The sequence below is a fragment of the Aminobacter sp. DSM 101952 genome (assembly GCF_001424795.1).
GTDB lineage: Bacteria > Pseudomonadota > Alphaproteobacteria > Rhizobiales > Rhizobiaceae > Aminobacter > Aminobacter aganoensis.
In genome coordinates this window covers 684,217-708,766 of sequence record NZ_LMCL01000001.1, presented here as the reverse complement: position 1 = coordinate 708,766, position 24,550 = coordinate 684,217, and the positions used below count along the sequence as shown (strand labels likewise).

General features: G+C 66.7%; 26 protein-coding genes. 10 read left to right on the top strand and 16 right to left on the bottom strand.

The window, feature by feature from the left end:
* Positions 1-99 precede the first annotated feature (99 nt).
* The 3 genes from choW (at position 100) to ASC75_RS03425 (ending at position 3,278) form a co-directional block, all read left to right on the top strand.
* Entirely contained in the window at positions 100-954 is an 855-nt protein-coding gene (choW, locus tag ASC75_RS03435) for a choline ABC transporter permease subunit (protein ID WP_055970546.1), read from the top strand.
* Entirely contained in the window at positions 951-2,132 is a 1,182-nt protein-coding gene (gene choV / locus ASC75_RS03430) for a choline ABC transporter ATP-binding protein (protein WP_055970543.1), read from the top strand. The genes choW and choV overlap by 4 nt, the downstream gene beginning before the upstream one ends.
* A gap of 108 nt (positions 2,133-2,240) precedes the next feature.
* Positions 2,241-3,278 carry a serine hydrolase gene (locus ASC75_RS03425; protein ID WP_055970541.1) on the top strand — a complete coding sequence of 346 codons (1,038 nt, stop codon included), beginning with the start codon at positions 2,241-2,243 and terminating at the stop codon, positions 3,276-3,278.
* A gap of 57 nt (positions 3,279-3,335) precedes the next feature.
* Here the strand turns inward: ASC75_RS03425 and ASC75_RS03420 are convergent, their stop codons facing one another.
* From ASC75_RS03420 to ASC75_RS03405, 4 genes are all read right to left on the bottom strand, one after another.
* Positions 3,336-3,848, bottom strand: a complete 513-nt coding sequence (locus tag ASC75_RS03420; RefSeq protein ID WP_055970539.1) for a hypothetical protein — start codon at positions 3,846-3,848, stop codon at positions 3,336-3,338.
* Positions 3,845-4,204 (bottom strand): hypothetical protein, encoded by a 360-nt coding sequence (locus ASC75_RS03415; protein ID WP_156381081.1) that lies wholly within the window; start codon positions 4,202-4,204, stop codon positions 3,845-3,847. Before ASC75_RS03415 ends, ASC75_RS03420 begins: the two co-directional genes overlap by 4 nt.
* Positions 4,205-4,438: 234 nt before the next feature.
* A complete protein-coding gene (locus ASC75_RS03410) occupies positions 4,439-5,389 on the bottom strand; it encodes a helix-turn-helix transcriptional regulator (RefSeq protein ID WP_055970534.1) in 951 nt (316 codons plus the stop codon).
* A 162-nt stretch (positions 5,390-5,551) separates the two neighbouring features.
* Positions 5,552-5,905, bottom strand: a complete 354-nt coding sequence (locus ASC75_RS03405) for a DUF1428 family protein (RefSeq protein ID WP_055970644.1) — start codon at positions 5,903-5,905, stop codon at positions 5,552-5,554.
* A 201-nt stretch (positions 5,906-6,106) separates the two neighbouring features.
* On the opposite strand from ASC75_RS03405, the gene clpS reads away from it, so the two are divergent.
* Positions 6,107-6,412, top strand: coding sequence for an ATP-dependent Clp protease adapter ClpS (clpS, locus tag ASC75_RS03400; RefSeq protein ID WP_055970533.1), 306 nt, complete (start codon positions 6,107-6,109; stop codon positions 6,410-6,412).
* 14 nt (positions 6,413-6,426) lie between these two features.
* Here clpS and ASC75_RS03395 read toward each other — a convergent pair whose 3' ends face one another.
* Genes ASC75_RS03395 through ASC75_RS03380 form a run of 4 tightly spaced genes read right to left on the bottom strand, consistent with a single transcriptional unit; the run spans position 6,427 to position 13,247 of the window.
* Positions 6,427-8,508 carry a hypothetical protein gene (locus tag ASC75_RS03395; protein ID WP_055970531.1) on the bottom strand — a complete coding sequence of 694 codons (2,082 nt, stop codon included), beginning with the start codon at positions 8,506-8,508 and terminating at the stop codon, positions 6,427-6,429.
* Position 8,509: 1 nt separating this feature from the next.
* Positions 8,510-11,335, bottom strand: coding sequence for a DUF4159 domain-containing protein (locus ASC75_RS03390; RefSeq protein WP_055970529.1), 2,826 nt, complete (start codon positions 11,333-11,335; stop codon positions 8,510-8,512).
* Entirely contained in the window at positions 11,332-12,246 is a 915-nt protein-coding gene (locus tag ASC75_RS03385; RefSeq protein WP_055970527.1) for a DUF58 domain-containing protein, read from the bottom strand. Before ASC75_RS03385 ends, ASC75_RS03390 begins: the two co-directional genes overlap by 4 nt.
* A complete protein-coding gene (locus ASC75_RS03380; protein ID WP_055970526.1) occupies positions 12,246-13,247 on the bottom strand; it encodes a MoxR family ATPase in 1,002 nt (333 codons plus the stop codon). The genes ASC75_RS03385 and ASC75_RS03380 overlap by 1 nt, the downstream gene beginning before the upstream one ends.
* A 314-nt stretch (positions 13,248-13,561) precedes the next feature.
* On the opposite strand from ASC75_RS03380, the gene ASC75_RS03375 reads away from it, so the two are divergent.
* The 3 genes from ASC75_RS03375 to ASC75_RS03365 are packed head-to-tail and all read left to right on the top strand — an operon-like array spanning position 13,562 to position 16,091.
* Positions 13,562-14,206, top strand: a complete 645-nt coding sequence (locus ASC75_RS03375) for a DUF1285 domain-containing protein (RefSeq protein WP_055970643.1) — start codon at positions 13,562-13,564, stop codon at positions 14,204-14,206.
* Complete coding sequence (locus ASC75_RS03370) at positions 14,206-14,838, top strand: CoA pyrophosphatase (protein WP_055970524.1); 633 nt, start codon at positions 14,206-14,208, stop codon at positions 14,836-14,838. Before ASC75_RS03375 ends, ASC75_RS03370 begins: the two co-directional genes overlap by 1 nt.
* Positions 14,835-16,091, top strand: a complete 1,257-nt coding sequence (locus tag ASC75_RS03365) for a CCA tRNA nucleotidyltransferase (protein ID WP_055970522.1) — start codon at positions 14,835-14,837, stop codon at positions 16,089-16,091. The genes ASC75_RS03370 and ASC75_RS03365 overlap by 4 nt, the downstream gene beginning before the upstream one ends.
* Here the strand turns inward: ASC75_RS03365 and ASC75_RS03360 are convergent, their stop codons facing one another.
* The 6 genes from ASC75_RS03360 to hemF all read right to left on the bottom strand — a co-directional run bounded on the left by ASC75_RS03360 (position 16,092) and on the right by hemF (position 20,506).
* On the bottom strand, positions 16,092-16,277 hold the full coding sequence (locus ASC75_RS03360) for a DUF1059 domain-containing protein (RefSeq protein ID WP_055970520.1): 186 nt from the start codon (positions 16,275-16,277) through the stop codon (positions 16,092-16,094).
* Positions 16,278-16,520: 243 nt separating this feature from the next.
* Complete coding sequence (locus ASC75_RS03355) at positions 16,521-16,781, bottom strand: DUF1344 domain-containing protein (RefSeq protein ID WP_055970518.1); 261 nt, start codon at positions 16,779-16,781, stop codon at positions 16,521-16,523.
* A 264-nt stretch (positions 16,782-17,045) separates the two neighbouring features.
* Positions 17,046-18,893 carry a DEAD/DEAH box helicase gene (locus tag ASC75_RS03350; protein ID WP_055970516.1) on the bottom strand — a complete coding sequence of 616 codons (1,848 nt, stop codon included), beginning with the start codon at positions 18,891-18,893 and terminating at the stop codon, positions 17,046-17,048.
* A gap of 122 nt (positions 18,894-19,015) precedes the next feature.
* The gene (locus ASC75_RS03345) at positions 19,016-19,279 is read right to left on the bottom strand and encodes a helix-turn-helix domain-containing protein (RefSeq protein ID WP_055970515.1); all 264 of its coding nucleotides are present in this window, start codon (positions 19,277-19,279) and stop codon (positions 19,016-19,018) included.
* Entirely contained in the window at positions 19,269-19,532 is a 264-nt protein-coding gene (locus tag ASC75_RS03340) for a BrnT family toxin (protein ID WP_055970514.1), read from the bottom strand. Before ASC75_RS03340 ends, ASC75_RS03345 begins: the two co-directional genes overlap by 11 nt.
* A 59-nt stretch (positions 19,533-19,591) precedes the next feature.
* On the bottom strand, positions 19,592-20,506 hold the full coding sequence (gene hemF, locus ASC75_RS03335; protein ID WP_055970513.1) for an oxygen-dependent coproporphyrinogen oxidase: 915 nt from the start codon (positions 20,504-20,506) through the stop codon (positions 19,592-19,594).
* Positions 20,507-20,584: 78 nt separating this feature from the next.
* On the opposite strand from hemF, the gene ASC75_RS03330 reads away from it, so the two are divergent.
* Positions 20,585-20,842: a hypothetical protein gene (locus tag ASC75_RS03330; protein WP_055970512.1), complete on the top strand. Its 258-nt coding sequence runs from the start codon at positions 20,585-20,587 to the stop codon at positions 20,840-20,842.
* On the opposite strand, the gene soxR is transcribed toward ASC75_RS03330, so the two are convergent.
* Positions 20,839-21,279, bottom strand: a complete 441-nt coding sequence (soxR, locus tag ASC75_RS03325) for a redox-sensitive transcriptional activator SoxR (protein WP_055970509.1) — start codon at positions 21,277-21,279, stop codon at positions 20,839-20,841. The genes ASC75_RS03330 and soxR overlap by 4 nt on opposite strands.
* Positions 21,280-21,420: 141 nt before the next feature.
* Positions 21,421-21,879, bottom strand: a complete 459-nt coding sequence (locus tag ASC75_RS03320; RefSeq protein ID WP_055970507.1) for a tRNA (cytidine(34)-2'-O)-methyltransferase — start codon at positions 21,877-21,879, stop codon at positions 21,421-21,423.
* A gap of 281 nt (positions 21,880-22,160) precedes the next feature.
* Between ASC75_RS03320 and ASC75_RS03315 the strand changes: the two genes are divergently transcribed.
* Positions 22,161-22,472, top strand: coding sequence for a hypothetical protein (locus tag ASC75_RS03315; protein WP_055970505.1), 312 nt, complete (start codon positions 22,161-22,163; stop codon positions 22,470-22,472).
* Between the two features lie 152 nt (positions 22,473-22,624).
* Entirely contained in the window at positions 22,625-24,505 is a 1,881-nt protein-coding gene (locus ASC75_RS03310; protein WP_055970503.1) for an ABC transporter ATP-binding protein, read from the top strand.
* Positions 24,506-24,550: the final 45 nt, after the last annotated feature.

The following is a 24,550-nucleotide window of genomic DNA, read 5'->3' as shown; positions in this document are numbered from 1 at the left end:
TGAAGAAGGGCAGCCAAGCGAGACAGCTGCCCTTTTTCGTATCACCTTAGGGGAGAAGCATCGGCCCGACCGGTGCCCAAGCAAAAAGAGAGGGGACAGATGGATCCGGTATCGAGCTTGCTGGCCGCCTACAAGATTCCGATCGGCCTTTGGGGCAAGGCATTCTTCACTTTCCTGACCGACAACTTCAACGCCATCTTCCGCGGCTTTTCCAACGGCCTCAACCTTTTGCTCGACGGGCTGGTCGATGCGCTGCTGCTGTTGCCGCCGGTTGCGGTGGTGGCGCTCATCGCGCTGCTTGCCTGGTATCTTCAGCGCTCGCGGGCCCTGGCGATCGGCGTGGCGCTCGGGCTGTTGTTCATCATCAACCAGGGCCTCTGGAAGCAGACGGTTGAAACGCTGGTACTGGTGGTCGCGGCTGCCGCCGCCTCGATGCTGATCGGCGTGCCGCTCGGCATCTGGGCCGCACACAAGCCCAAGGTGTACCGCGTCATGCTGCCGGTGCTCGACCTGATGCAGACGCTGCCGACCTTCGTCTATCTGATCCCGGTGCTGACCCTGTTCGGCCTCGGCAACGCGCCTGGCCTGATCGTCACCATCATCTTCGTCATCCCGACGGCGGTGCGTCTCACCCATCTCGGCGTCGTCTCGGTGCCGAAGGCCATCATCGAGGCCGGCGAGGCGTTCGGCGCCACCAAGCGGCAGCTGTTGTGGAAAGTCGAGTTGCCGGCGGCGCTGCCCACCATCATGGCGGGGCTGACGCAGTGCATCATGCTGTCGCTGTCGATGGTGGTGTTCGCCGCCCTCATCGGCGCCGGCGGCCTCGGCACCGAGATCAACCGGGCGCTCGGTTCGCGCAAGATCGACCTCGGCCTTGAAGCTGGGCTTGCCATCGTGGTGCTGGCAATCGTGCTCGACCGCATGACCCGTATTGGCGTGGGAGGCAAGAAATGAACATTGCCGTCGATTTCAAGAACGTCGACATCGTCTTCGGTAACGACACCAAGGGCTCGCTCAGTCTGATCGACAGCGGCGCCAGCCGCGCGGAGATCCTGGAAAAGACCGGCAACGTGCTCGGCTGCGCTGGGGCCAACCTCACCGTCAACGAGGGCGAGATCTCGGTGCTGATGGGCTTGTCCGGCTCGGGCAAGTCGACGCTGCTGCGCGCGGTCAACCGGCTCAACATCGTCTCGCGCGGCCAGGTCATGGTCAAGGATGGCGACAAGATGGTCGACGTCGTGTCCTGCGACGAAGCCACGCTGCGGCGGCTGCGCCAGCATCAGGTCGCCATGGTGTTCCAGCAGTTCGGCCTGCTGCCGTGGCGGACGGTCGAGGAGAATGTCGGCCTCGGCCTCGAACTCGCCGGCATGCCGGAAGCCGAGCGCAAGGCGCGCGTCGGCAAGCAGCTCGACCTCGTCAACCTGACGCCGTGGGCGAAGAAATACGCCCACGAGCTTTCCGGCGGAATGCAGCAACGCGTAGGCCTGGCGCGTGCCTTCGCCACCGAGGCGCCGATCCTTTTGATGGACGAGCCGTTCTCGGCACTCGACCCGCTGATCCGCACCAAGCTGCAGGACGAGCTCCTGCAGCTGCAGAAGACGCTGAAGAAGACCATCATCTTCGTCAGCCACGATCTCGAGGAAGCGCTGAAGATCGGCAACACCATCACCATCATGGAGGGCGGGCGCATCGTCCAGTCCGGCCCGCCCGAGGACATCGTGCTCAGGCCTGCCAACGACTATGTCCGCGACTTCATCGCCAATGTGAACCCGCTGTCGGTGCTGACGGCCTGGAACGTCATGCGCGACCGCCGCGATCTCGAAGATGCGGGCGAGGGCTGGCTCTGGCTCGACCGGCGCAAGACGACGCGCTTCAAGATCGACGCGCAGGGTCTCGTCGCCGCCGCCGAGCGCAACGGCAAGCCGGCTGTCTGGATCTCGGTCGACGAGATCGAGAAGTCGTCCGACGAGGCCTCGCACGTCTTCTGGGCCAAGCCGGGCACCTCGCTCAAGCTGGTGATGCTTGCCATGCACCGCTCGCAGACGTCGCCTGTGGCGCTGTTCGACGACCAGTCGCGCTTCGTCGGCGCCATCGGCATCCGCGACGTGCTGAGCGCGGTGCTCAGGCGCTAGGCGCCGGACCTGCGCCGGCCTCCACGTGTGGCGACCGGCGGTCAATTCGGCGTGAGTCCGCCGCGATGCGGATGACTTCACCGCGATGCCGGGATAGGTCATGGCGTCATGAAACGTCGTGCGTTCCTCGCCCTGGCCGGGCTCGCTCCCTTCGCCGCCCCGGCACTTGCGCAGCAGGCGGCCGCGCCGAAGCCGCTGCCGGCGCTGCTCGACGACGCGGCCCGGCTCGAAAACCTCAAGGCCGTCATCGTCGCCCGCGACGGCAAGGTCCTGGCAGAGCGCGGCTATCGCGGCAGCACGCCGGATACCTCCACCAACATCAAGTCCGCCTCGAAGTCGGTGCTCTCGCTGCTTGTCGGCATCGCCATCGACCGCAAGGTGCTGGACGGCGTCGACGAGAAGATCGCGCCGATCCTCGGCCGCGACTTCCCTGAAAACCGTGACCCGCGTCTCGACCAGATCACCGTCGGCAACCTTCTGTCGATGCAGGCGGGGCTCGACCGCACCTCCGGCCCCAATTATGGCCGTTGGGTCGCCAGCCGCAACTGGGTGCGCTTCGTGCTGGCCCGGCCCTTCGTCGACGATCCCGGCGGCGGCATGCTCTATTCCACCGGATCCTCGCACCTGCTCTCGGCCATCCTGACCCGCAAGACCGGCCGCTCGACGCTCGACCTGACCCACGAATGGCTCGCGCCGCTCAAGGGCTTCCGCATCGGCGGCTGGGATCGCGACCCGCAGGGCATCTATCTCGGCGGCAACCAGATGGCGATGAGCACACGATCGCTGCATGTCTTCGGCGAGCTCTACCGCAATGGCGGCGCGACGGCGCAAGGCGAGCGGATCGTTTCGTCCGGCTGGATCGAGGCGTCCTGGGTGCCGCGCACCACCTCGGTCTTCAACGGCGACGGCTATGGCTACAGCTGGTTCCTGCGCCGGATTGGCGGCGAGGACGTGCGTTATGCCTGGGGGTTTGGCGGCCAGATGCTCTACATCGCACCGTCGCTCGGGCTGACCGTCGCCATGACCTCCGACGACGGCGAGGCGTCGGCGCGCACCGGTTATCGCGACGAGCTGCACCAACTGCTCGCCGACGTGATCGCTGCGGTCAGGGACGGCGACGCGTCGCCTGCCGCCACCGAAGGCTGAGGCTCCAGTCGCCCCAGCCCGGTGTGAGATGGCGGCGTCCGCCAGGAACGCGACCGTTCAGTTGCCCGCGTCTTCGCCCATCATGACATGCAGCAGGTCGGCGTACCGCCGCACGGTGTCGGCGAATTCCTTGCCTTCCTCGCGCAGCGTGGCGATCTCGGCCCATTGCTCGTCGACCATCGCCTGCATTTCCTGCTTTTGCTCTGGCGTCAGCGTCGTGTTGGCCTTGAGCCTGTCGGTCATCTGCTTGAAGCGGCCGGTGAAGGCGTCATCGGGCATCAGCGCGAGATAGCCGCGGAAGGTCTCGCCGAGAACCCGGCGCCAGCTGTCGCGGTCGAAACCCGCCTTTTCGATGAGGCGATCCTGATCCTGGTCGCGGTCGTACGACGCGTCGGCCTCCTCCTCGTCGAAGGCAAAGCTGCCCGCGCTCGGGTAGAGCTCGTTCAACAGCCGGGTCACTTCGCCAGCCTCGTCGTCGGTCAGCGCGTTGGCTGGCGAGACGAGGGCGCCAAGCGCCAGGCTCGCGGCCAGCAGGCCGGCCGCAAGATGGCGTACGATCATCGGCTTCATCCCATGCACTCCGCGTCCATTGCCTTGCCGGCATCGTCCTGCGCCTTGGCCTGCATCAGCGAGCCGCCGACCGAGGCCGCCTGCGCGGCAATGGCGCCGCCGCGGCCAAGGCCGCCGAAGCCGCCGACCATCGACAGCGCTCCGCCGAGCATGGCGGCGTTGGTCTGGGCCTGGGTCGCCTTGCGCATTGCTTCGGCGCAGCGCTGTTCGGCCGTCATCTTGCCGGCCTTGCCCTTGGGTGCGACCTGGGCCGCCGCCTTGGGCGCCCCGGCCGTCTTCGTCGTGCTGGTCGTCGAAGTCGTCTGGCTGCACGCGGCGAGCATGCCGCACAACATCAATGCAATCGCTGTTTTCATGGATCTCTCGATTTCGCTGGAGATGGCGCGAACGTCGTGGAGACGGCCCATGCGCGGACCGCCGACTCTGCCCAGTCGGCGGTCCGGCGCTGGCCGGCCACGCATGCGTTCGAAGAGCGCCCCCGCCCGTCGGATGCATTGGTCCGCCACGGCACTGCTCTACGACGGCGCGGATGGCGCGGTCTTGGCCGGGGACGAACAGATGCGGACTGAGGCGAACCGGTGAAGGCCGAACTACTGGCGGCGGCGCAGGGCTGCGGCCTTGATCTCCTTCGGTGTCGTGCCGAAGCGCTGCCGGAAGACGCGGTTGAAATAGGACAGGTCGCCGAAGCCGGCGTCGAAGGCAATGGCCGAGATGGTCGCTGCGCCGCCCTTGTCGAGCGACCGGACGGCGAGGTCGAGCCGGGCATCGCGCAGGAATTCGGAGAAGGTCGAGCCGTCCTGCTCGAACAGCCGCTGGACATAGCGCGGGGTGACGCCCTGGCGCCGGGCTATGGCGGTGACGGTCAGTTCCGGATCGGTCATGTGGCGCAGCACCTCGGCCTTGACGAGTTCCAGCCGCGCAGCCCCCAGGCTGGCGCGCACCGGTTCGGCGGCGGCGTTGGTCGCGCCTTGCACGACGAGGGCCGCGAGATCGTAGAGATGGTTGCCGGCAAGCGTTCGGCCTGCCTCTCCGTCCGGTGCTGCGGCGCGCAGCAGGTCGGCATAGCCGGTGAGCAGCGAGGCTCCCACGGCTTGCGCCGGAATGTGGTGGAACGGCTGCATGCGGACACGTGGCGCGATCGCCGCAAGCCGCGCCTCGTTCAGCGACACGACCTTGAGCAGCGTGTTGGGCAGGGCGAAAGCCATCGCGGTGGCTTCGTTGACCAAAGTGATGTCGCCGGCCCTGATCGACAGGGGGGCCTTGCCGGCGATGGCCACCTCATAATCGGTGGTGTGGATGGTCATGAGATAGTCCTGGCGGCCGTCGGCCATCAGGTCCCTTGGGCGCTCGCCGAGCACGGCCGAATAGCAGGCGGTGCCAACCGTCGTTTCGTGGTCGAGGAAATAGGCGGACAGGTCGAAGTCGAAGCTGTCGGCGTCGGCAGGCCGGAAGCGCAGGCCGGCGACATGTCGGGCGACGAAATCGTGCAGATAGGCCAGGCGGTCGCGCGGCGGGACGTCATTGGTCGACAGGCGCTGCATCAGGGTGGTTCCGTCTCAAGGCCGCACCCGCTTGCGACTTATGCGTGAAATGTCGGATCAATGCACCATAAACGGGTTGCATCCTTATTCACGGAAGAGTTGTCGCGGTCAACGGGGCGATTGCAGCTTTGCCCTGCAATCGCCCCGGCCTCGTCAAGGCGATCACATCTCAAGGAACGGCTTGAAGCCGCCATAGATCATGCGCTTGCCGTCGAACGGCCAGGACTCCGGCTCGCTCTTCATGCGCGGGTCTTCCATCACCTTCTTGTTGATCTCGTCGCGCTGCTCGCGCGAGCGGTAGACGATCCATGCAAAGACGACCGTCTCGTCTTCGGTGGTCTGAACCGCGCGCGGGAAGGATGTCACCTCGCCATAGGGCACGTCGTCGGCCAGGCATTCGACGTAAGCGGTTGCGCCATGATCCATCCACACCTTGCCGGCGTTCCCGGCGAGGGCCTTGTAGGCCTCGATGTTCTTCTTCGGAACGGCGAGCAGGAATCCATCGACATAGGACATTTCAGTCTCCTCGTTGGTTGCGACGTCCACAGGACGAACGGCCGGCGCCGATTCCGACATCTGTCGCCCACTTTTTCGCAAGGCGCCGGCCTGCCTCTCAATGGCCGGGGCACGCGATGGTTCCGCTCGCGCCTGGCCACGGCGTTGCGGAACCGGCCGATCGATCCCATACTGGACGCCCGCGCATGAGGCCCGCTTGCCATGCCCGAAACCACAGCCGCGCCACGCACCAAGACCCGCCTCAAGACCGAGCGGCCGAAGCTGCACAAGGTCATCCTGCTCAACGACGATTTCACCCCGCGCGACTTCGTCGTTACCGTGCTCAAGGGCGAGTTCCACATGTCGGAGGACCAGGCGCATCGGGTGATGATCACCGCCCACCAGCGGGGCGTGTGCGTGGTCGCCGTGTTCACCCGCGACGTCGCCGAGACCAAGGCGACGCGGGCGACGGAGGCAGGGAAGGCCAAGGGCTACCCGCTGCAGTTCACCACCGAGCCGGAGGAGTGAGAAACGGAAGCTGCCTATCGTCCCTCGCGGTACCACATCGAGCCGAGCGCCAGCAGCAGCAGGCCCAGGCCGAGGAAGCCGCCGAACAGCGGCACGCGCGACACCGACTTGAGAACGCTGTCGTCGGTGGTGCGGAAGCCGAGCCAGTCGCGGCCCGAGGCTTCGGCGGTGCCGCGCACCGGCACGACGTTCGGCACGGAGATGCCGCCGGCAATGGCCGAAATGCCCGTTGCCGCCAGCCGGCGCACGTCGCCGCCGGTGGCATCGGTCGCCGGCTTGAGCACGTTCTCGGTCGACACGACGTCGGCGAATTCCGGCGCGTTGACCGGCCCGACATGGGCAAGTGCGGTCAGGTCGCCATTGCCGACCTGGTAGAGGCCGATTTCGCTGGTCTCGACGCTGCCGAGGAAGATGCCGGGATCGCTCTTGGTCAACGGCACGTCCAGCGTCTTGCCCGAGGGCGTGATGACACGCGCCGAACCTGCTTCGTCGCGCATGGTCTGGCGGCGGATGTCGAGCACCATGCCGCGTCCGTCGGCGGTCAGGCGCTCTTCTTCGAGCTCCGGCTCCTTCATCAGCCAATGCGCGATGCGGCGATAGAGCGAGACATGCGGGCCGCCGCCCTCATAGCCGCGCGCCCACAGCCAGCCCTGGTCGGACAGGAACATGCCGACACGGCCTTCGCCCTTGCGGTCGAGCAGGAGCAGGGGGCGGTCGTCGGCACCCTTCATCACCACCTCGCCGTCGGGCTGCTCGACGCCGATCTGGCGGAACCAGCGGCTCCAGCGTGGCGGCTCCTGGCCCGAGCCCTCGAGGCCGCGGGTCACGGGGTGGCGCTGGCCGAGTTCGGTCAGGCGCGGATAGAACGCCTTCTCGATGACGTCGCCATTGGGCATGGCGGGCAGGGCCGAGATCAGCGGCGTGTTGGCGATCGACTGGTCGCCGGCATATTCGGGGCCGGCGGCGATCAGCAGTGCACCGCCCTTTTCGACATATTCGGCGATGTAATCGTAATAGAGGATCGGCAGCACGTCGCGGTGCTGGTAGCGGTCGAAGATGATCAGGTCGAAGTCGTTGATGCGCTCGACGAACAGCTCGCGCGTCGGGAAAGCAATCAGCGACAGTTCGTTGATCGGCGTGCCATCCTGCTTTTCCGGCGGCCGCAGGATGGTGAAATGCACGAGGTCGACGGAGGCGTCGGACTTGAGCAGGTTGCGCCAGGTGCGCTCGCCGGCATGCGGCTCGCCCGAGACCAGCAGCACCCGCAGGTTCTCGCGGATGCCATCGACCAAGGCGATGGTGCGGTTGTTGGTGTCGGTCAACTCGCCGTCGACGCGCTCGATCGACAGCTCGACGATGTTGCGGCCGGCGCTCGGGATGGTGATCTGCAGCGGCATTTCCTGGCCGACAAAGGCGCGCTGCACCGAAACCTGCACGCCGTTGATGGAGACGCGCACATCGACGGCGCCAGCCGCGCCGCCGGTGTCGATCACCCGGTAGGTCATGTCGAGCGGCTTGCCGACGATGCCGAAGCGCGGCGCGCTTTCGAAGCGGATGCGGCGGTCGCGCTCGTTCTCCTCGCCGGTGATCAGCGCATGCAGCGGAGCGCTGATCGCAGGCGCGCCTGGCACGTCGTGCACCTGGCCGTCGGTCACCATCACCGCGCCGCCGATGCGCGAGGGCGGCACGTCGCGGAACGCGCTTTCGAGGGCCGCAAACAGGCGTGTCTCGGTGCGGTCGTCGGCGGCGTCGGCGCGGCCGGCCTCGACCACGCGCACCTCGAACTGGCGGAAGCGCGCCAGGCGCTCCTTGAGGCCCTCGACGGCAGCATTGGTCTGGGTCGCGCGCTCGCCGATTTCCTGGCTCTGGCTGCGGTCGACGACGATCGCGACCACGCTCTTCAGCGGTTCGCGCTCCTCGTCGAGGATCACCGGGTTGGCCAGGGCCAGGCCGAGTGCGCCGAGCGCAAGCAATCTCAGCCATCCGCCGCGCTGGCGGAACCACAGTCCGACAAGCGCCAGCAGCGCCAGCGGCAAGAGCAGGGCGGCCAGTATCGGCCACGACAACAGGGGCTCGAAGGCGACGGACCAGTTCATGTCACTGCCCCAGCCGTTCGAGCAGCACCGGCACGTGCACCTGGTCGGATTTGTAATTGCCGGTCAGCATGTACATCATGATGTTGACGCCAGCGCGCAGCGCATAGACGCGCTGCATCGGATCGGACGGCACAGTCGGCAGCATCGGCTCGCCATTCTCGTCGACGGCCCAGGCGCCGGCGAAATCATTGGCGGTGATCATGATCGGGGTCACCCCGTCGCCGGTGCGCACCGGGCGGCCTTCGGCGTTCGACGCTTCGAGCGATGCCTCGACCCAGAGCGGGCTGCCGTTGAAGCGGCCGGGAAACTCGGGAAGGATGAAAAACGCCTTGGTCAGCACGTGGTCGGCCGGCACCGGCTCCAGCGGCGGCACGTTGAGATTGGCGAGGATGTCGCGCAGTCGTTCGGTGGCGGGGCTCGCCGAATCGGCGCCGATGCCGTTGGCGAACTGGTCGCGGGTGTCGAAAAGCACCGTGCCGCCCTGTTTCATGTAGGCGTCGACGCGGGCGATGGCTGCCTCGCTCGGCATCGCCGCCGCCGGGTCGATCGGCCAATAGATCAGCGGGTAGAAGGCAAGCTCGTCCTTGGCGATGTCGATGCCCGCCGGTTCGCCCGGCTCCAGCGCGGTCTTCTCGACGAGGAACTTGGTCAGGCCGGTGATGCCGGCCCGGCTGGTCGCGTCGACCGAAGCTTCGCCGGTCAGGACATAGGCGATGCGGGTGCGCGAGATCGCTTCCACGGCTTCGAGGTCGCCGGGCTTGGTGTCGTCGGCACGGGCGAGATCGGGCTGGGCAAGCAGCGCGCCGAGGCAAAGCAGCACGGCAGCCGCGGTTCCGGCCGTGCGTGCGCGCCGGGCGCCACGGCGCGAGAACATGCCGCCCATCCACAGGACGGCCAGCGTATCGAGCGCCATCAGTGCCAGGGCTCCCGCCACGAGCGGACCTTTCAAATCGCGCGATTCGTCGAAAGCGTAGCGTATTTCGGTCACCGGTGCCGAGAGCTGAGGCCGTACCAGCGGCGAAAGCGTGCTGTCCGACTTCAGCAGGTTGTGGGCAAGCACGCCTTCTTCGCTGCCATAGAGGCCGGGCGGATTTTCGAGCGTCACGGGCAGGGTGCCCGCGCCGGCGAGCAGCGGGCGCGCATCCGGCGGCGGCGGCACGATGCGGCCCTCCGCCGAGATCATCCGGAAGGGTGCCAGCGACGCCGGCTTGCCTTCGGTGCCGGCGGTGGCCGTGCCCTGGTTGCGCGACAGCTGCACGATGCGGCGCAGCATCTCGACGAAGCTGCCGGAGATCGGCAGGTTCGACCATGTCGCTTGCGGCGCGATGTGGAACAGCACCAGCGTGCCCTTGCCGCGCCGGGCACCGGTCACCAGCGGGGTGCCGTCGGCGAGGTTGGCCCAGGTGCTTTGCGCGAGGTCGGGCGTCGGTTCGGCCAGCACCTGCCGGCTCACCGTCACCTCGTTGGGTGGGGCCAGGTCGCCGAACGGTCCGCCGGCGGGGAAGTCGCTGACCGGTTGTGGCGCCGTCCAGGACAGGGCACCGCCGAGCGAACGCTCGCCGAGCCGCAGCCGCACCGGCAGGAGTTCCTCGTCATTGCCGGCAGCCGCTAGGCGCGAGCCGGCGAAACGCACCAGCGTGCCGCCGTCGTTCAGCCACTTGAGCAGCCTTTCGCGCGCCTGCGGCGGAATGGTGCCGACGTCGGCCATGACGATCATCGCCGGCTTCTGGTCGATCAGCTGCGGGATCGCCTCGGCAAGGTCCGAACTCGCCGGCTCGCTGAGGTCGGCAAAGGGTTCGAGCGCGCGCCGGATGTAATAGAGCGGCGCCAGGAGCGGTTGCGAATCGTCGGCATCCGATTGCGACAGCAGTCCGACGCGGCGGCGCTTGGAGCTGTCGTCGAGCACCCGCACCGCGCCGGCCTGGGCCTGGCCGTCGAGGGCGATCGAGGCGAAATCGTTGCGCAGTTCGAAGGGCACGGTCATGGTGCCGGTGGCCACCGTCTCGCCCGGGGCGAAGGTCAGCGTGGCGTCGGCGATGCGGCGGCCCTTGTCGTCGAAGGCGCCTGCGGTCACCGCACCGGGTGCTGGGTCGCCGGGCGCGCGGATCGCGGTCAGGGCGAAGCCTTCCATCTCGTTCTCGGCCGATGTCAGGCCCCTGGCGTCGAGCCGTTCCGGGGACGCCCACAGTACGTTCGGCGGGCTCTGGCCGAACAGGGTGGAAAACGCCTGTTCGTCGCCGGCACTGGCCAGCCCGTCGTCGAGCACGGCCACGCTGGCGCCCGGCAGCGTGGCCAGCACCGTTGCGACACGGGCGTAGACCGGGCCCCTGTCGGTCGGCACCGGCCGCGGTTCGGCGGCGCGCAGCCGGTCGAGTGCCGCCTGGGCGTCGAAGGGGCCGATCTCGGCATTCGGCTTCTCGGCGGTGAAGGCCAGCACCACGGGCTGGCCGGCTGCCCCGGCATCGGCGATCAGCCGCTCGGCCGTGGCCGTGCGGCGCTTCCAGTCCGGCGCGCTTGCCCACCCATTGTCGACGACCAGCGCCAGCGCCGTGCCACCCGTCGGCAGCTTTTCGCGCGGGTTGAAGATCGGTTCGGCCAGCGCCAGAACGACAAGCGCTGCCATCAGCAGCCTGAGCAGCGTCAGCCACCACGGGCTCTGGTGCGGCGTCTCTTCCTTCTTGAACACCTTAGCCAGGATCTTCAGCGGCGGGAATATCTCTGCCTGCGGCTTGGGCGGCGTCAGCCTGAGCAGCCACCAGATGACGGGCAATGCCAGCAGGCCCCACAGGACCGCCGGCGCGCCGAAGGACAGCGGCAGCCAGCTCATCGGCGGCCCCCCGGTCCGTGGCCTTCGGCGGTCAGCGCCAGATGCACATGCACCAGCGCGTCCGAGGCAAGCCGGTCGGTGTGGTTGACCGTGTAGCTCCAGCCCAGCCGCTTGCACCAGGAGGCAAGCTCGTGGCGGCGCGCCGAATAGAGGTTGCGATAATCTTCGGCCAGCTGTTCGGCGCGTCCGGCGGTCAGCTTGTCGCCCGTCTCGGGATCGGTGAACTCGGTCCGTCCGGCATACGGAAAGCTTTCCTCGGCCGGATCGGCGACCTCGATCAGATGGGCGCGGGCACCGTGGCGGGCGAGCGTGTCGAGCCAGGCCATCGTCTCTTCGACCGGGTCGAGGAAGTCGCCGACGATGACGATGTCGGAAAAGCGGCGGATGCCCGACAGATCGGGCTTTGACGGCGGCGACATCGCCTGCGCCAGATGCGAGCCCAGCCGCTCGGCGCCGTTGCGGGCGCTGAACGGGTCGGTCAGTCCCGGCCAGGCGATGCGCTCGCCGCTGCGCGACAGGAGTTCGGCCAGCGCGAAGATCAGCACCAGCGCGCGCGATTCCTTCGACACCGTCGCGGATTTCGACTTGTAGAGCATCGACGGCGACAGGTCGGCCCACAGCCAGACGGTGTGGGCAGCTTCCCATTCGCGGTCGCGGACATAGGTGTGGTCGTCGCGGGCCGAGCGGCGCCAGTCGATGCGGGCCATCGCCTCGCCCTGGACATAGGGCCGGAACTGCCAGAAATTCTCGCCGATGCCGCGTTTCTTGCGGCCGTGCCAGCCGGCGATCACCGTGTTGACGATGCGGCGGGCCTCGACCAGCAGGTCAGGCACCAGCGATGCGCGCAGCCTGCCGCGGGCAAGCGCATCGCTGGTCGCAACCGGTGCCGATGCCTCGCCGATGCGCGCCATCAGATGTCCTTGACCAGCCGCGCCACCACGTCGCGGACCGTCATGCCTTCGGCACGGGCGGCAAAGGTCAGCGCCATGCGGTGCTGCAGCACCGGTTCGGCCAGCGCGCGGATGTCGTCGATCGACGGTGCGAGGCGGCCGTCATAGAGCGCACGCGCCCTGGCGCACAAAGTCAGCGCCTGGCTGGCGCGCGGGCCGGGACCCCACGACACATGCTTGTCGGTCTCGCCGTGGCCCTGGCCGGGACGGGCCGAGCGGACCAGCTTGAGGATCGCCTCGACCACGCTTTCAGGCACCGGCATGCGCCGGATCAGGTGCTGGATGTCCTTCAGCCGCTCCGGATCGAGCACGTTCTGGGCCTTGGCGTCCTCGATGCCGGTGGTTTCCAGAAGGATGCGGCGCTCCGCCTCGAGTTCGGGATAGAGGATGTCGACCTGCATCAGGAAGCGGTCGAGCTGGGCTTCCGGCAGCGGGTAGGTGCCTTCCTGTTCCAGCGGGTTCTGCGTCGCCAGCACATGGAAGGGCGCGGGCAGGTCGTGGCGTTCGCCGGCGACGGTGACGTGATATTCCTGCATCGCCTGCAGCAGGGCCGACTGGGTGCGCGGGCTGGCGCGGTTGATCTCGTCGGCCATCAGGAGTTGCGCGAAGATCGGCCCGGAGATGAAGCGGAAGGAGCGCTTGCCCTGGTCGTCCTGCTCCATCACCTCGGAGCCGAGGATGTCGGACGGCATCAGGTCGGGGGTGAACTGGATGCGGCGCGAATCGAGGCCCAGCACGACACCCAGCGTTTCCACCAGCTTGGTCTTGGCGAGGCCGGGAACACCGACCAGCAGCGCATGGCCGCCGGCGAGCAGCGCCACCAGCGTGCGCTCGACGACGCTTTCCTGGCCGAAGATGACGCGCCCGACGCCGGCACGGATCTTGGCGATGTCGGCGAGCGCGAGTTCGGCCGCGGCGATCATTTCGCTCTCGCTCATGGTTTCCCTGGTCATCACGCTCATATGGGCCGGATCCTTCTTCTGGCGTCCCGGGACCGTAACCGATTCTCCGGTCGCCGATGCGCAAACTCAAGATGCTACAGCGTGCCTGTCGCGTCCATCCGGACACGCTGCCGCTTCGTAAAACTGCCCTGGACTTCTTGCCCTTCGGCCTGCGGCGCCGCCCATCCGAAGCTGGCGCTTGCCGCCCAATCCCCTGAGGTCAAACGATCCCGGGCGTCGCGATCTCCATGCCCGCACCTTGGCGCGGTCTTCGCATTGAACTTAAATCACTTGCCTATGCTGACAAGCGCAACAACAGTGACTATTTCGTGACCATGACTGCCGATCTGGACAACAGCCGCGAGGCAAGGAGCGACGACGGACTGGCCCGCGCAAGCGACGCGGCCGGGCTGGAGGCGCTGATCTCGCGCGCCGCCCGCGCCGGCAAGGGCCTGCCGCCGGTGGAGCGCTGGAACCCGGATTTCTGCGGCGATCTCGACATGGAGATCCGGCCCGACGGCACCTGGTTCTATCTCGGCACGCCGATCGGCCGCATGCCGCTGGTGCAGCTGTTCTCGACCGTGCTGCGCAAGGACGAAGACGGCCGGACCTACCTCGTCACTCCGGTGGAAAGGGTTGGCATCCGCGTCATCGATGCGCATTTCGTCGCCGTCGAGATGAACGTCCTGGGCGAGGGCGCCGGACAGGTGCTGACCTTCCGCACCAATGTCGGCGACGTCGTCGAGGCCGGGCCCGAGCATCCGCTGCGCTTCGTCGACGAGCCCGAGACAGGCGGCCTCAAGCCGTATCTGTTGGTGCGCGGGCGGCTGGAAGCGCTGGTCGCGCGTTCGGTGATGTACGAACTCGTCGAGCATGGCGAACGCATCGAGATCGACGGCAAGGACATGTTTGCGGTGCGCTCGAAGGGCGAGGTCTATCCCGTGATGCCCTGGGACAGGCTGGAGCGGCTGAGCGCGTGATGGTTCGTTCCCCGGCAGCGCATTATTCGGCGCAGGACTTCCGCCAGCGCGCGGCGCAGGAGCATCTCAACGATGCCGTCGCCGACTATGGCGACCATCTGCTCAATCCCGACATGCGCGAGCTGTTCGTGCATGACAGCTTGCGCGACGCAGCCGTGCTGATCCCGGTGGTCGACCATGGCGACGCTTCGACCATCATCCTCACCAAGCGGGCGGAAAAGCTGAAGAGCCACTCCGGCCAGATCGCCTTTCCCGGCGGCCGCATCGACCCCGACGACGTCTCGCCAGAGGCTGCGGCGTTGCGCGAGACCCTGGAGGAAATCGGGCTAACCTCCGATTACATCGACATTATCGGCCGACTCCCCGACTACGTCACCGGCAGCGGCTATCGCATCGCCCCGGTGCTCGGCGTCGTCCGCCCCGGGTTCCTTCTCACCCTCAACGCGGACGAAGTCGACGACGTCTTCGAGGTGCCGCTGGGGTTCCTGATGGATCCGGCCAACCACGACCGCGCCAGCCGGACCTGGCAGGACAGGGAACGCTTCTTCTACGCCATGCCCTATGAGGAGCGTTACATCTGGGGCGTCACCGCCGGCATCATCCGCGCGCTCTACGAAAGGCTCTACACATGAGCTCCACGATCGCGGGAGCCGCCTGGCTCGATGACGCGCAGCTGCAGAAGCTGCTGGCTGTCCTGAACGCCGATGGCGAAGAGGCGCGCATCGCCGGCGGCGCCGTACGCAACGCATTGCTCGGCGAGGCCGTCGCGGATGTCGACATCGCCACCACCAACCTGCCCGAAGAGACGGTGCGCCGGGCCGAGGCGGCCAGCTTCAAGACCGTGCCCACCGGGGCCGAGCACGGCACCATCACGGTCATATCGGGCGGCAAGCCGTTCGAGGTCACCACTTTGCGTGCCGATGTCGAGACCGACGGCCGCCGCGCCAAGGTCGTCTTCGGCCGTGACTGGAAGCGTGACGCCGAGCGGCGCGACTTCACCATCAATGCGCTCTACGCCAATGCCGACGGCAGCGTGGTCGACCTGGTCGGCGGCCTTGCCGACCTGGAAAGCCGCACGCTGCGTTTCATCGGCGATGCCGAAACCCGCATCCGCGAGGACTACCTGCGCATCCTGCGCTTCTTCCGCTTCTTCGCCTGGTACGGCAAGGGCCGCCCGGATGCCGAGGGGCTGAAGGCCTGCGCGCGGCTGAAAGATGGGATTTCCCGGCTTTCGGCCGAGCGGGTCTGGTCGGAACTGAAGCGCCTGCTTGCCGCCCCGGATCCTTCGCGCGCCCTGCTGTGGATGCGGCAGGCCGGCGTGCTCACCGCGGTGCTGCCGGAAAGCGAAAAGTGGGGCATCGACGCCATCCATGCGCTTGTCCGGGTCGAGGGCGATCTCGGCTGGGCCGCCGATCCGTTGTTGCGCCTGTCCTCGATCGTGCCGCCGGACGCGGCGCGCATGACGGCGCTCGGCGAGCGGCTGCGGCTGTCCAATGCCGACACCGACAGGCTGGTGCAGTGGGCGGCCACCGCAAAGGTGGAGCCGGCGGCAACCGAAGGCGAACTGGCCAGGCGGCTTTATCGCGGCGACATCGAAGGCATCCGCGACCGCCTGCGCCTCGATCTCGCCTCGGCGCGCGGCCGCGCCGAGCAGGACGACAAGGCGCTGGTCGAAGCCGGCGGTTACTTCCGGCTTCTGGCATTCGCCGACAAGTGGCAGAAGCCCGATTTCCCGCTGCGCGGCGGCGATCTGGCGCCGCTCGGCGTCAAGGGGCCCGCCCTTGGCGCGCTGCTCAAGACGTTGGAAACGGAGTGGGTCGACAGCGGCTTTTCGCTGGAGCGCGACGCGCTGCTCGAGCGCGCCGCTGCAAGGCTCAAGGCCTGATCAGGCCGCGTCGCGGACCTTCTCGATGCGCGAGCGGATCGCTTCGATCATCGTCTCGCGGATGATGGTTTCGCCATGCGTCTCGCGCAGGTGTTCGGCGACGCGGCGCATGATCTCAGCTTCGTCCTCGTGGCGCGTGTGCCACTGGCAGCCGGGGACAAGTGACCCGCATTGAAATTCCTTCATCGGATGTCTCCTTCCTCGTCCGGTTTCGGGGATGAACTATAACATGCAATCCGGTGATTTGGTTGCGCGGGGCTTGGGCCAGCGCGAAATTTGCCTGATGCAGGGGCTGTGAGGGGCGGAAACCGGAATCATTGCAAATGCTTGCGCCGGCTTGCTGAAAAACCGATTCCGCACGGAGCCCTCCGAAACGAAAGAAGGGCGAAACTTGGTTCCGCCCTTCTGGAAATCAATCGCGAAGCCGCGCTACTTCATGATCTTCACGGCTTCGGCGACCTTGTTCTTGCCGCTCATGTCCCAGGAGATCGACACCTTCTCGCCTGCCTTCAGGCCCGGGTCCTTGAACTTCTTGGGCAGCACGAAGGACGAGCCGTCGGCCAGGGTCAGGCTCATTGCCTTGGCATCGAAGGTCTTGATCGTGCCGTCCGTATGCTGGACGGCGGCGAAGGCTACGGCAGAGGTTGCGAGAATGGCAGCAGCGGCTGCCGGAACAAGAAGCTTGCGCATGGCATGCTCTCCGACGAATGCGGGCGCCCCGATGGGCTTGCCCACCTTTGTAAAGGGCCGTCCGGTCACGTCGCGTCGCGGTTCGAACCGCCGGCGTTTCCCGGCCCCGGCGATAGAAATAGACCTGTCTTGCCGGGGGAATATTAGACGAAAAACATATTTCGAAACGGTGGCTTAGCCACAATCGACGCCAGATTTTCACTTTGTGGCATCGATTGTGGCAAAGGCTGATGCAGCCAAAAGCCGCAGGTCGTCGGGCCGCCCTTACTCGCCGAACTTCTTCTTCGGCTTGTACTTCTTGGCTGCGCCGGCGCCCGCCGGCTTGTCGTATGCGGGCTTGCCGTAAGCGGGCTTGTCGAAGGCAGGCTTGTCGCCGGAGCGTTTTTCGAAAGGCTTCTTCTCGTAGGGCTTCTTTTCGAAACCCTTCTTCTTGAAGGGCGGCTTGTCGGAAGGATCGTACTGGCCCTTGCGGTGCTGCTTCTTCGGCTTTGCGCCATGGTCGGGGGCGGGGGCGCTGCCGGTCCGGGTGATGGTCACGCCCTTTTCGCCGGTGCCCTGTTCCTCCACCGCCGCGGCAAAGGCGTCCGCACGCTCGGCGATGATCTCGAAATGCGAATCGTTCTCGAAGATGCGGATCGAGCCGATTTCGCGCTTGGTCACGCGGCCGGCCTTGCAGATCAGCGGCAGCAGCCAGCGCGGTTCGGCGCGGTGCTTGCGGCCGACCGAGACGGCGAACCAGACGCCGCTTTCGAAGCGGTTGTCGGGACGTTCGGCCTTGGCTGCGTCGAAGGCAGGCATCGGGCGGTCGGACAGTTCTTCCGCCGCCGGGCGCGAGGCCATCTGCTGGCGCAGCCAGGCAAGGGCGATCGTCTCCGCCGAATGGGCGGCGAGGATCTCGGCGACCTGTGCGGCTTCGTCCTCGGCGGGTGCCTCGGCGCTGGTGAGTTCGGCCAGCATGCGCTCGTGGTTGCGGGCGTCGATCTCGGCCGGTCCCGGAGCCGACTGCGTTGTCGCCTCGAGCTTTGCCAGCTTGAGCAGGCGGGCGGCGCTGCCGCGGCGATGGAACGGCACGATCAGCACGCAGACGCCCTTGCGGCCGGCGCGGCCGGTGCGGCCCGAGCGGTGCAGCAGCGTGTCCGGATTGGTCGGCAGGTCGGCGTGGATGACAAGGTCGAGATTGGGCAGGTCGATGCCGCGGGCGGCGACGTCGGTCGCCACGCAGACGCGGGCACGGCCGTCGCGCATCGCCTGCAGCGCGTTGTTGCGCTCGGCCTGGCTCAGTTCGCCCGACAGCGCAACGACGGCAAAGCCGCGATTGGCGAGCCGGGCCGAGAAATGCTTGACCGCTTCACGCGTCGCGCAGAACACCATGGTGCTGCGCGCGTCGAAATAGAGCAGCGTGTTGATGATGGCGTTCTCGCGCTCGGGCGGCGCCACGAGCACGGAACGGTATTCGATGTCGTCGTGCTGGCGGCTCTCGCCGGCGGCGGTGATGCGCAGCGCGTTGCGCTGGAAGCGCTTCGCCATCTGGGCGATCTGCGGCGGAACGGTTGCCGAAAACAGCAGCGTGCGGCGATCCTGCGGCGCTGCCGCCAGGATGAACTCGAGGTCTTCGCGGAAGCCGAGGTCGAGCATTTCGTCGGCTTCGTCGAGCACGACTGCGCGCAGGCCGGAGATGTCGAGCGAACCGCGGGTGATGTGGTCGCGCAGGCGGCCCGGCGTGCCGACGACGATGTCGGCGCCTTCATCGAGCGCGCGGCGCTCCTTGCGCATGTCCATGCCGCCGACGCAGGACGCGATGCGGGCGCCGGTCGCGGCGTAGAGCCATTCGAATTCGCGGCGGACCTGGATGGCGAGCTCGCGGGTCGGCGCGATGATGACGGCGCTTGGCGCTGCCCCGGGCGTGAAACGCTCGCGGCCGTCCAGCAGGGTGGGGGCGATGGCAATGCCGAAGGCCACGGTCTTGCCCGAGCCGGTCTGCGCCGAGACCAGGAGGTCGACGCCGTCGGCCTCGGGGGCCAGCACGGAAGTTTGCACCGGGGTCAGCGTTTCGTAGCCACGCGCGGCGAGCGCCCCGGCCAGCGCCGGAACCATGTTGTCGAAAATCGTCACGAAAGTCTTCCAATGAGAGCAAGGCCCGTCACAGCGGGACGAGGGCCAAGGAAAGCGCGCTCTCTAAAGCTTTGCCGCCCGCACGTCAATGCGACGGCGGGCAGGTCAGCCATGCAACGCGCTCAAGCCGCGTTGCGCCGCATCATGCGCGCCCGCATCTCCTGCGGGTCGTCATGGATCAGGTCGATCAGGGTCCTTGCGACGGCATCCGGTTCGGTACGCCGCTGCTCCCAATTTTGCAGCGTGGTGACAGGTATGCCGAGCAGGGCGGCAAAGTCGCCCTGGCTCATTTCCAGCAGCCCGCGCACGAGCTTCAACTTGGCAGCCGCATCGAGCGGGCGTGTCCGTTCCTCGGTCCAGTCGGGATTGTCGATGTCATCGACCATATCTTGAAATCTCCCGGTCGTTGGCCTTCCTCAGCGAGATGATGTGAAAGACCGTGTCTCGCATCGTAAACACGCAAACGTAGAGCCGCGCCTCGACATGGCCGAAGGTGACGAAGCGATCCTCACCATAGTCGTGCCGGTCATCCAGGAAAGTGGCGACCTTGTTGCGGATCACCTCCGCCCCGAGCGCCAGCGAGAAACCTCGCTCGGCCCGGGTCCATTCGTCCTTGGCCGGATCGAACGAAATCTTCATGCAGCATCCGTCAGCTGCCGTCTTTGTACGCTATCAGCGTAGTTTGCGCAATCCGGTGTTTACGGCCACCTGACCTCGGGCGGCATGCTCGACAGGATCGAGGCGATGTTGCCGCCGGTCTTGAGGCCGAAGATCGTGCCGCGGTCGTAGAGCAGGTTGAACTCGACGTAACGGCCGCGGCGCACCAGCTGCTCGTCGCGGTCGCCGTCGGTCCAGTTGGTGTTGAAGTTCTGGCGCACGAGATGCTGGTAGGCGACGAGGAAGGCGCGGCCGACATCCTGGACGAAGCGGAAATCGGCGTCCCAGCCGCCCTTTTCCTCCGGCGAGTGCTGCCAGTCGAAGAAGATGCCGCCGGTGCCGCGGGGTTCGTTGCGGTGCGGCAGGAAGAAATACTCGTCGCACCAGTCCTTGTATTTGCCGTAGTCGGCGACGCCGGGGTGCTTGGCGCAGGCGAACTGCATCGCCTTGTGGAAAGCGACGGTATCGGCGTCTTCCTGCGTGCGCCGGCGATCGAGCACCGGGGTCAGGTCGGCGCCGCCGCCGAACCACCAGCGCGAGGTCGCGACCATGCGGGTGTTCATGTGCACGGCCGGCACGTTGGGGTTCTGCGGATGGGCGATCAGCGAAATGCCCGAGGCCCAGAAGCGCGGGTCTTCCTCGGCGCCCGGCATCTGCTTGCGGAACTCGGGCGAGAACTCGCCATGGACAGTCGAGGTGTGCACGCCGACCTTCTCGAACACCCGGCCATGCATCATCGACATGATGCCGCCGCCGCCCTTGCCCTCGTCGCGCTGCCAGGGCGTGCGCTCGAAGCGACCCGGCGCCCAGGAGGCCAGCGGTCCCTCGACCTGGTCCTCCAGCGCCTCGAAGGCGAGGCAGATGCGATCGCGCAGCTCTTCGAACCAGGCGCGGGCGCGCGCCTTCCTGTCTTCGATGTCGGCCGGCAGTCCAGCCGGAATTTCGGGACGTTGCAATTTAGGCTCCGCACAAATGACTCGTAATTGTCCGGCGCGATCCCTAATCTCCTTCTCGTAAGGGTCAAGGAGTTCTTTATGGGCACCCCGACCAGACCGCCGCTGGACGATCTCAGAAAAAGGCTCCAGCGCAGCCGGGCCGAACGTGAACTCAAGCCGCGCGACGGGTTCTTGCGCGAGACATTCGTCCTGCCGCGCAACGACGCGCGGCTGAAGGCGCAGGAATGGTTCTCGCGCTGGCCGAAGCAGGCCTACTGGACCGAGATCGAGAGCTGGTTCGAGCGCCCCGGCGACGTCATCGAGTTCACCATCCGCCGCCTGCCGACGTCGGACTAATCCTTCACCAGCAGTCTCTGCGGCCCTGGGCCCTGGCGCGCCAGGCGGTCCTCGCGGTTGCGCAGCGGGCACTTGTCGATCGACATGCAGCCGCAGCCGATGCAGTCGGTCAGGCCGTCGCGCAGCTTCTTCAACTGGTCGATGCGGTGGTCGAGGTCGTGGCGCCAAGCCGTTGAAAGCAGACTCCAATCCTCGCGCGTCGGCGTGCGCCCGTCCGGCAGCGAGGCGAAGGCGTCGGCAATGTCGGCGAGCGAGATGCCGACATCCTGGGCGATCCTGATCACCGCCACCCGCCGCAGCACGTCGCGCGCATAGCGGCGCTGGTTGCCCGACGTGCGGTGGCTGTGGATCAGCCCGCGCGTCTCGTAGAAATGGAGGGCCGAAACGGCGACGCCGCTGCGCTTGGCCACCTCGCCGACGGTCAGTTCGCCTGCCATGAAGATTCCCGCTTGACCTCAAGATTAGTTGAGGTTGTACGAGGGTATCCTTGATCATGCAAGGAAGGATGCACCATGGCTGGACGCGTTGGAAACAGGTGGAGTTTCGAGGCTGCGGCCATGCGGCTTGCAGCGGCCCTGTCAGCCGATCTGGCGCAGCGCCTCGCCGGCGACCATCGCAGCACTCAGCGCGACGTTGAGGCTGCGGCCGCCACCGGGCATCGGGATGATCAGCCGCTGGAAGGCGAGATCATGGACCCTCTCGGGCACGCCGGCCGATTCGCGGCCGAGCATGACGATGTCGCCGGGCTCGAAGCGGAAATCCGTATAGGGCAGGGCGGCCTTGGTCGACATCAGCACAAGGCGGCGGCCTTCACCGCGCCGCCAATCCTCGAAGCGCTCGAAATCGACATGCCGGGTCAGGGCCGCCATTTCGAGATAATCCATGCCGGCGCGTTTGAGCGCCCGGTCGGAAATGTCGAAGCCGGCGGGTTCGATCAGGTCGATGGCGATGCCGAGGCAGGCGGCCATGCGCAGGATCGTGCCGGTGTTGCCGGCGATGTCGGGCTGGTAGAGCGCAAGGCGCAGTTTTTCGTCCATTTCGAGTTCCTAATCTGTGGCGGCAAGGCCACAGCAAGACGAGCCAAAGCAAAAAATGAAGACGAGGCCGTGGCATTCCGCCGCGAATGGGCGTATACGGCCGGCATTGTCAACTCGAACCGATGGAGGGGTACATGACGATGCATTTTGACATTCACCGCCCCCTCTGTGGGCGACGTACCGCCTGAGGCGGACCGGTTCGACGACTTTCCTGACCATTCCAGGCATTTTCGCATCGCGGTCCGCAGAAGCCACTTCCCGGTTTTCGAAGGACAATTCCGATGTTTGCCAATATCCCAAGCGGGCACGACGCCCGTAACGAACGCGACTCTGCAAATTCCCTGGGGCCGAGCCAACTCGCCGAAGCACGGCGCAAGGCCTGGGCGCTGTCGATCGGCGCAGTTCCGCAAGCGTCGGGGCCGCCGAGAAGGCTGCATCGCGGCATGCTGCCCGATGTCGACATGAGCAATGTCGTGCCCGACCCGAACCACCGGCCGCTGTTCGGCCGTATCGTTGCCCTGATCGGCCGGCTCGCCGGCCGGTCGGGTACGGCAAGGCCTGCTGCCAGAACGATGTCAGGAGGCAACCGCTGAGGATTCGCCGAATCCCCGGCGGTTGCCTACATTCCGGGGGCTCGCGCCGCAGTCCGTGACAGGGACAGGGTGCGCCAAGGCCTTGCCTGTGGCCCCCAAGATACGTCCACGCGGAATTCGCCGCGTGCCAGCTACCGAATCGAGAGACCGAAATGTTCCGCTGGTTTGAAAACAGACTGAATCCGTTCCCGTCGGAGGAGCCGGTCGAGCCGCCCAGGACGCTGGTGGCATTCTGCCTGCACTATACCAAGGGCGCCTGGCCCTACATCATCGTCGCCGCCGTGCTCACCTCGCTGATCGCGCTCGCCGAAGTGTGGATGTTCGGCTTCCTCGGCAACATCGTCGACTGGCTGTCGGCCCAGAACCGCGAAACCTTCCTGCAGAACGAAGGCTGGAAGCTCGCCGGCATGGCCTTCATCGTCATGGTCGTCCTGCCGGCCATGGTCGTGCTGCAGTCGCTGGTCAACCAGCAGACGCTGATGGGCAACTATCCGATGCGCATACGCTGGCAGGTGCACCGCTACCTGCTCAAGCAGTCGATGAGCTTCTACCAGGACGAGTTCGCCGGCCGCATCGCCACCAAGCTGATGCAGACCGCGCTCGCGGTGCGCGAATGCGTCGTCAAGCTCATCGACGTGCTCAACTACGTCATCGTCTATTTCCTCGGCGTTCTGATCATCGTCGGCTCGGCCGATTTGCGGCTGGCTGCACCGCTCGTCGTCTGGCTGCTCTGCTACGTGCTGTTGCTGCGCTATTTCGTGCCGCGCCTCGGCAAGCTTGCCGAAGAGCAGGCCGACGCGCGCTCGACCATGACCGGCCGTGTCGTTGACAGCTACACCAACATCCAGACGGTCAAGCTGTTCTCGCATTCGCGCCGCGAGGCGTCCTTCGCCAGGGAGGGCATGTCGCTGTTCATGGGCACGGTCTACCGGTCGATGCGGCTGGTGACCTCGCTCTACGGCGCGCTCTATCTGCTCAACTCGACGCTGCTGTTGTCCGTCGGCGCGCTGTCGATCTGGCTCTGGCTCGGCGAGGTCGTCACCATCGGCGCCGTCGCCGTCGTGCTCGGCCTGGTGCTGCGCCTGTGGGGCATGTCGCAGTGGATCATGTGGGAAGTCTCGGGCCTGTTCGAAAGCATCGGCACCGTCCAGGACGGCATCAGCTCGATCTCGATGCCGCGCCTGGTCGAGGACAAGCCCAGCGCCAGGGAGATCGTCGTCGACAAGGGCGAGATCTCCTTCGACGACGTGCGTTTCCACTACGGCAAGAAGAAAGGCGTCATCGAGGATCTCAGCCTCACCGTGAAGCCGGGTGAGAAGGTCGGTATCGTCGGCCGCTCCGGTGCCGGCAAGTCGACGCTGGTCAACCTGCTGCTGCGTTTCTACGACATCGAGGGCGGCCGCATCGTCATCGACGGGCAGGACATCTCGACCGTGCAGCAGGACAGCCTGCGCGCGCATATCGGCATGGTCACGCAGGATACGTCGCTGCTGCACCGCTCGGTGGCCGACAACATCCTCTACGGTCGCCCCGATGCTTCCGAGGCGATGATGATCGAGGCGGCTCGCCGCGCCGAAGCGCTCGACTTCGTCTCCACCCTGTCCGACCCCAAGGGCCGCAAGGGCTTCGAGGCGCATGTCGGCGAGCGCGGCGTCAAGCTGTCGGGTGGTCAGCGCCAGCGCATCGCGATCGCCCGCGTCATGCTCAAGGACGCGCCGATCCTGATCCTGGACGAGGCGACCTCGGCGCTCGATTCGGAAGTCGAGGCGGCGATCCAGGAAAACCTCTACCGGCTGATGGAGGGCAAGACCGTCATCGCCATCGCGCACCGGCTGTCCACCATCGCGGCGATGGACCGGCTGGTGGTGATGGACAAGGGCCGCATCGTCGAACAAGGCAGCCACGACGAACTGGTCGCCAAGGGCGGGCTCTACGCCTCGCTCTGGCAGCGCCAGTCGGGCGGCTTCCTGCTCGACGACGCAGCCGGCGAAGCGGCCAACGACGTCGAGGCCAAGGGCCAGGCGGCGGAGTAGGGCGCCGGGCGAGACGTTGGTGCCCTCCCTCCCCCTTGTGGGGAG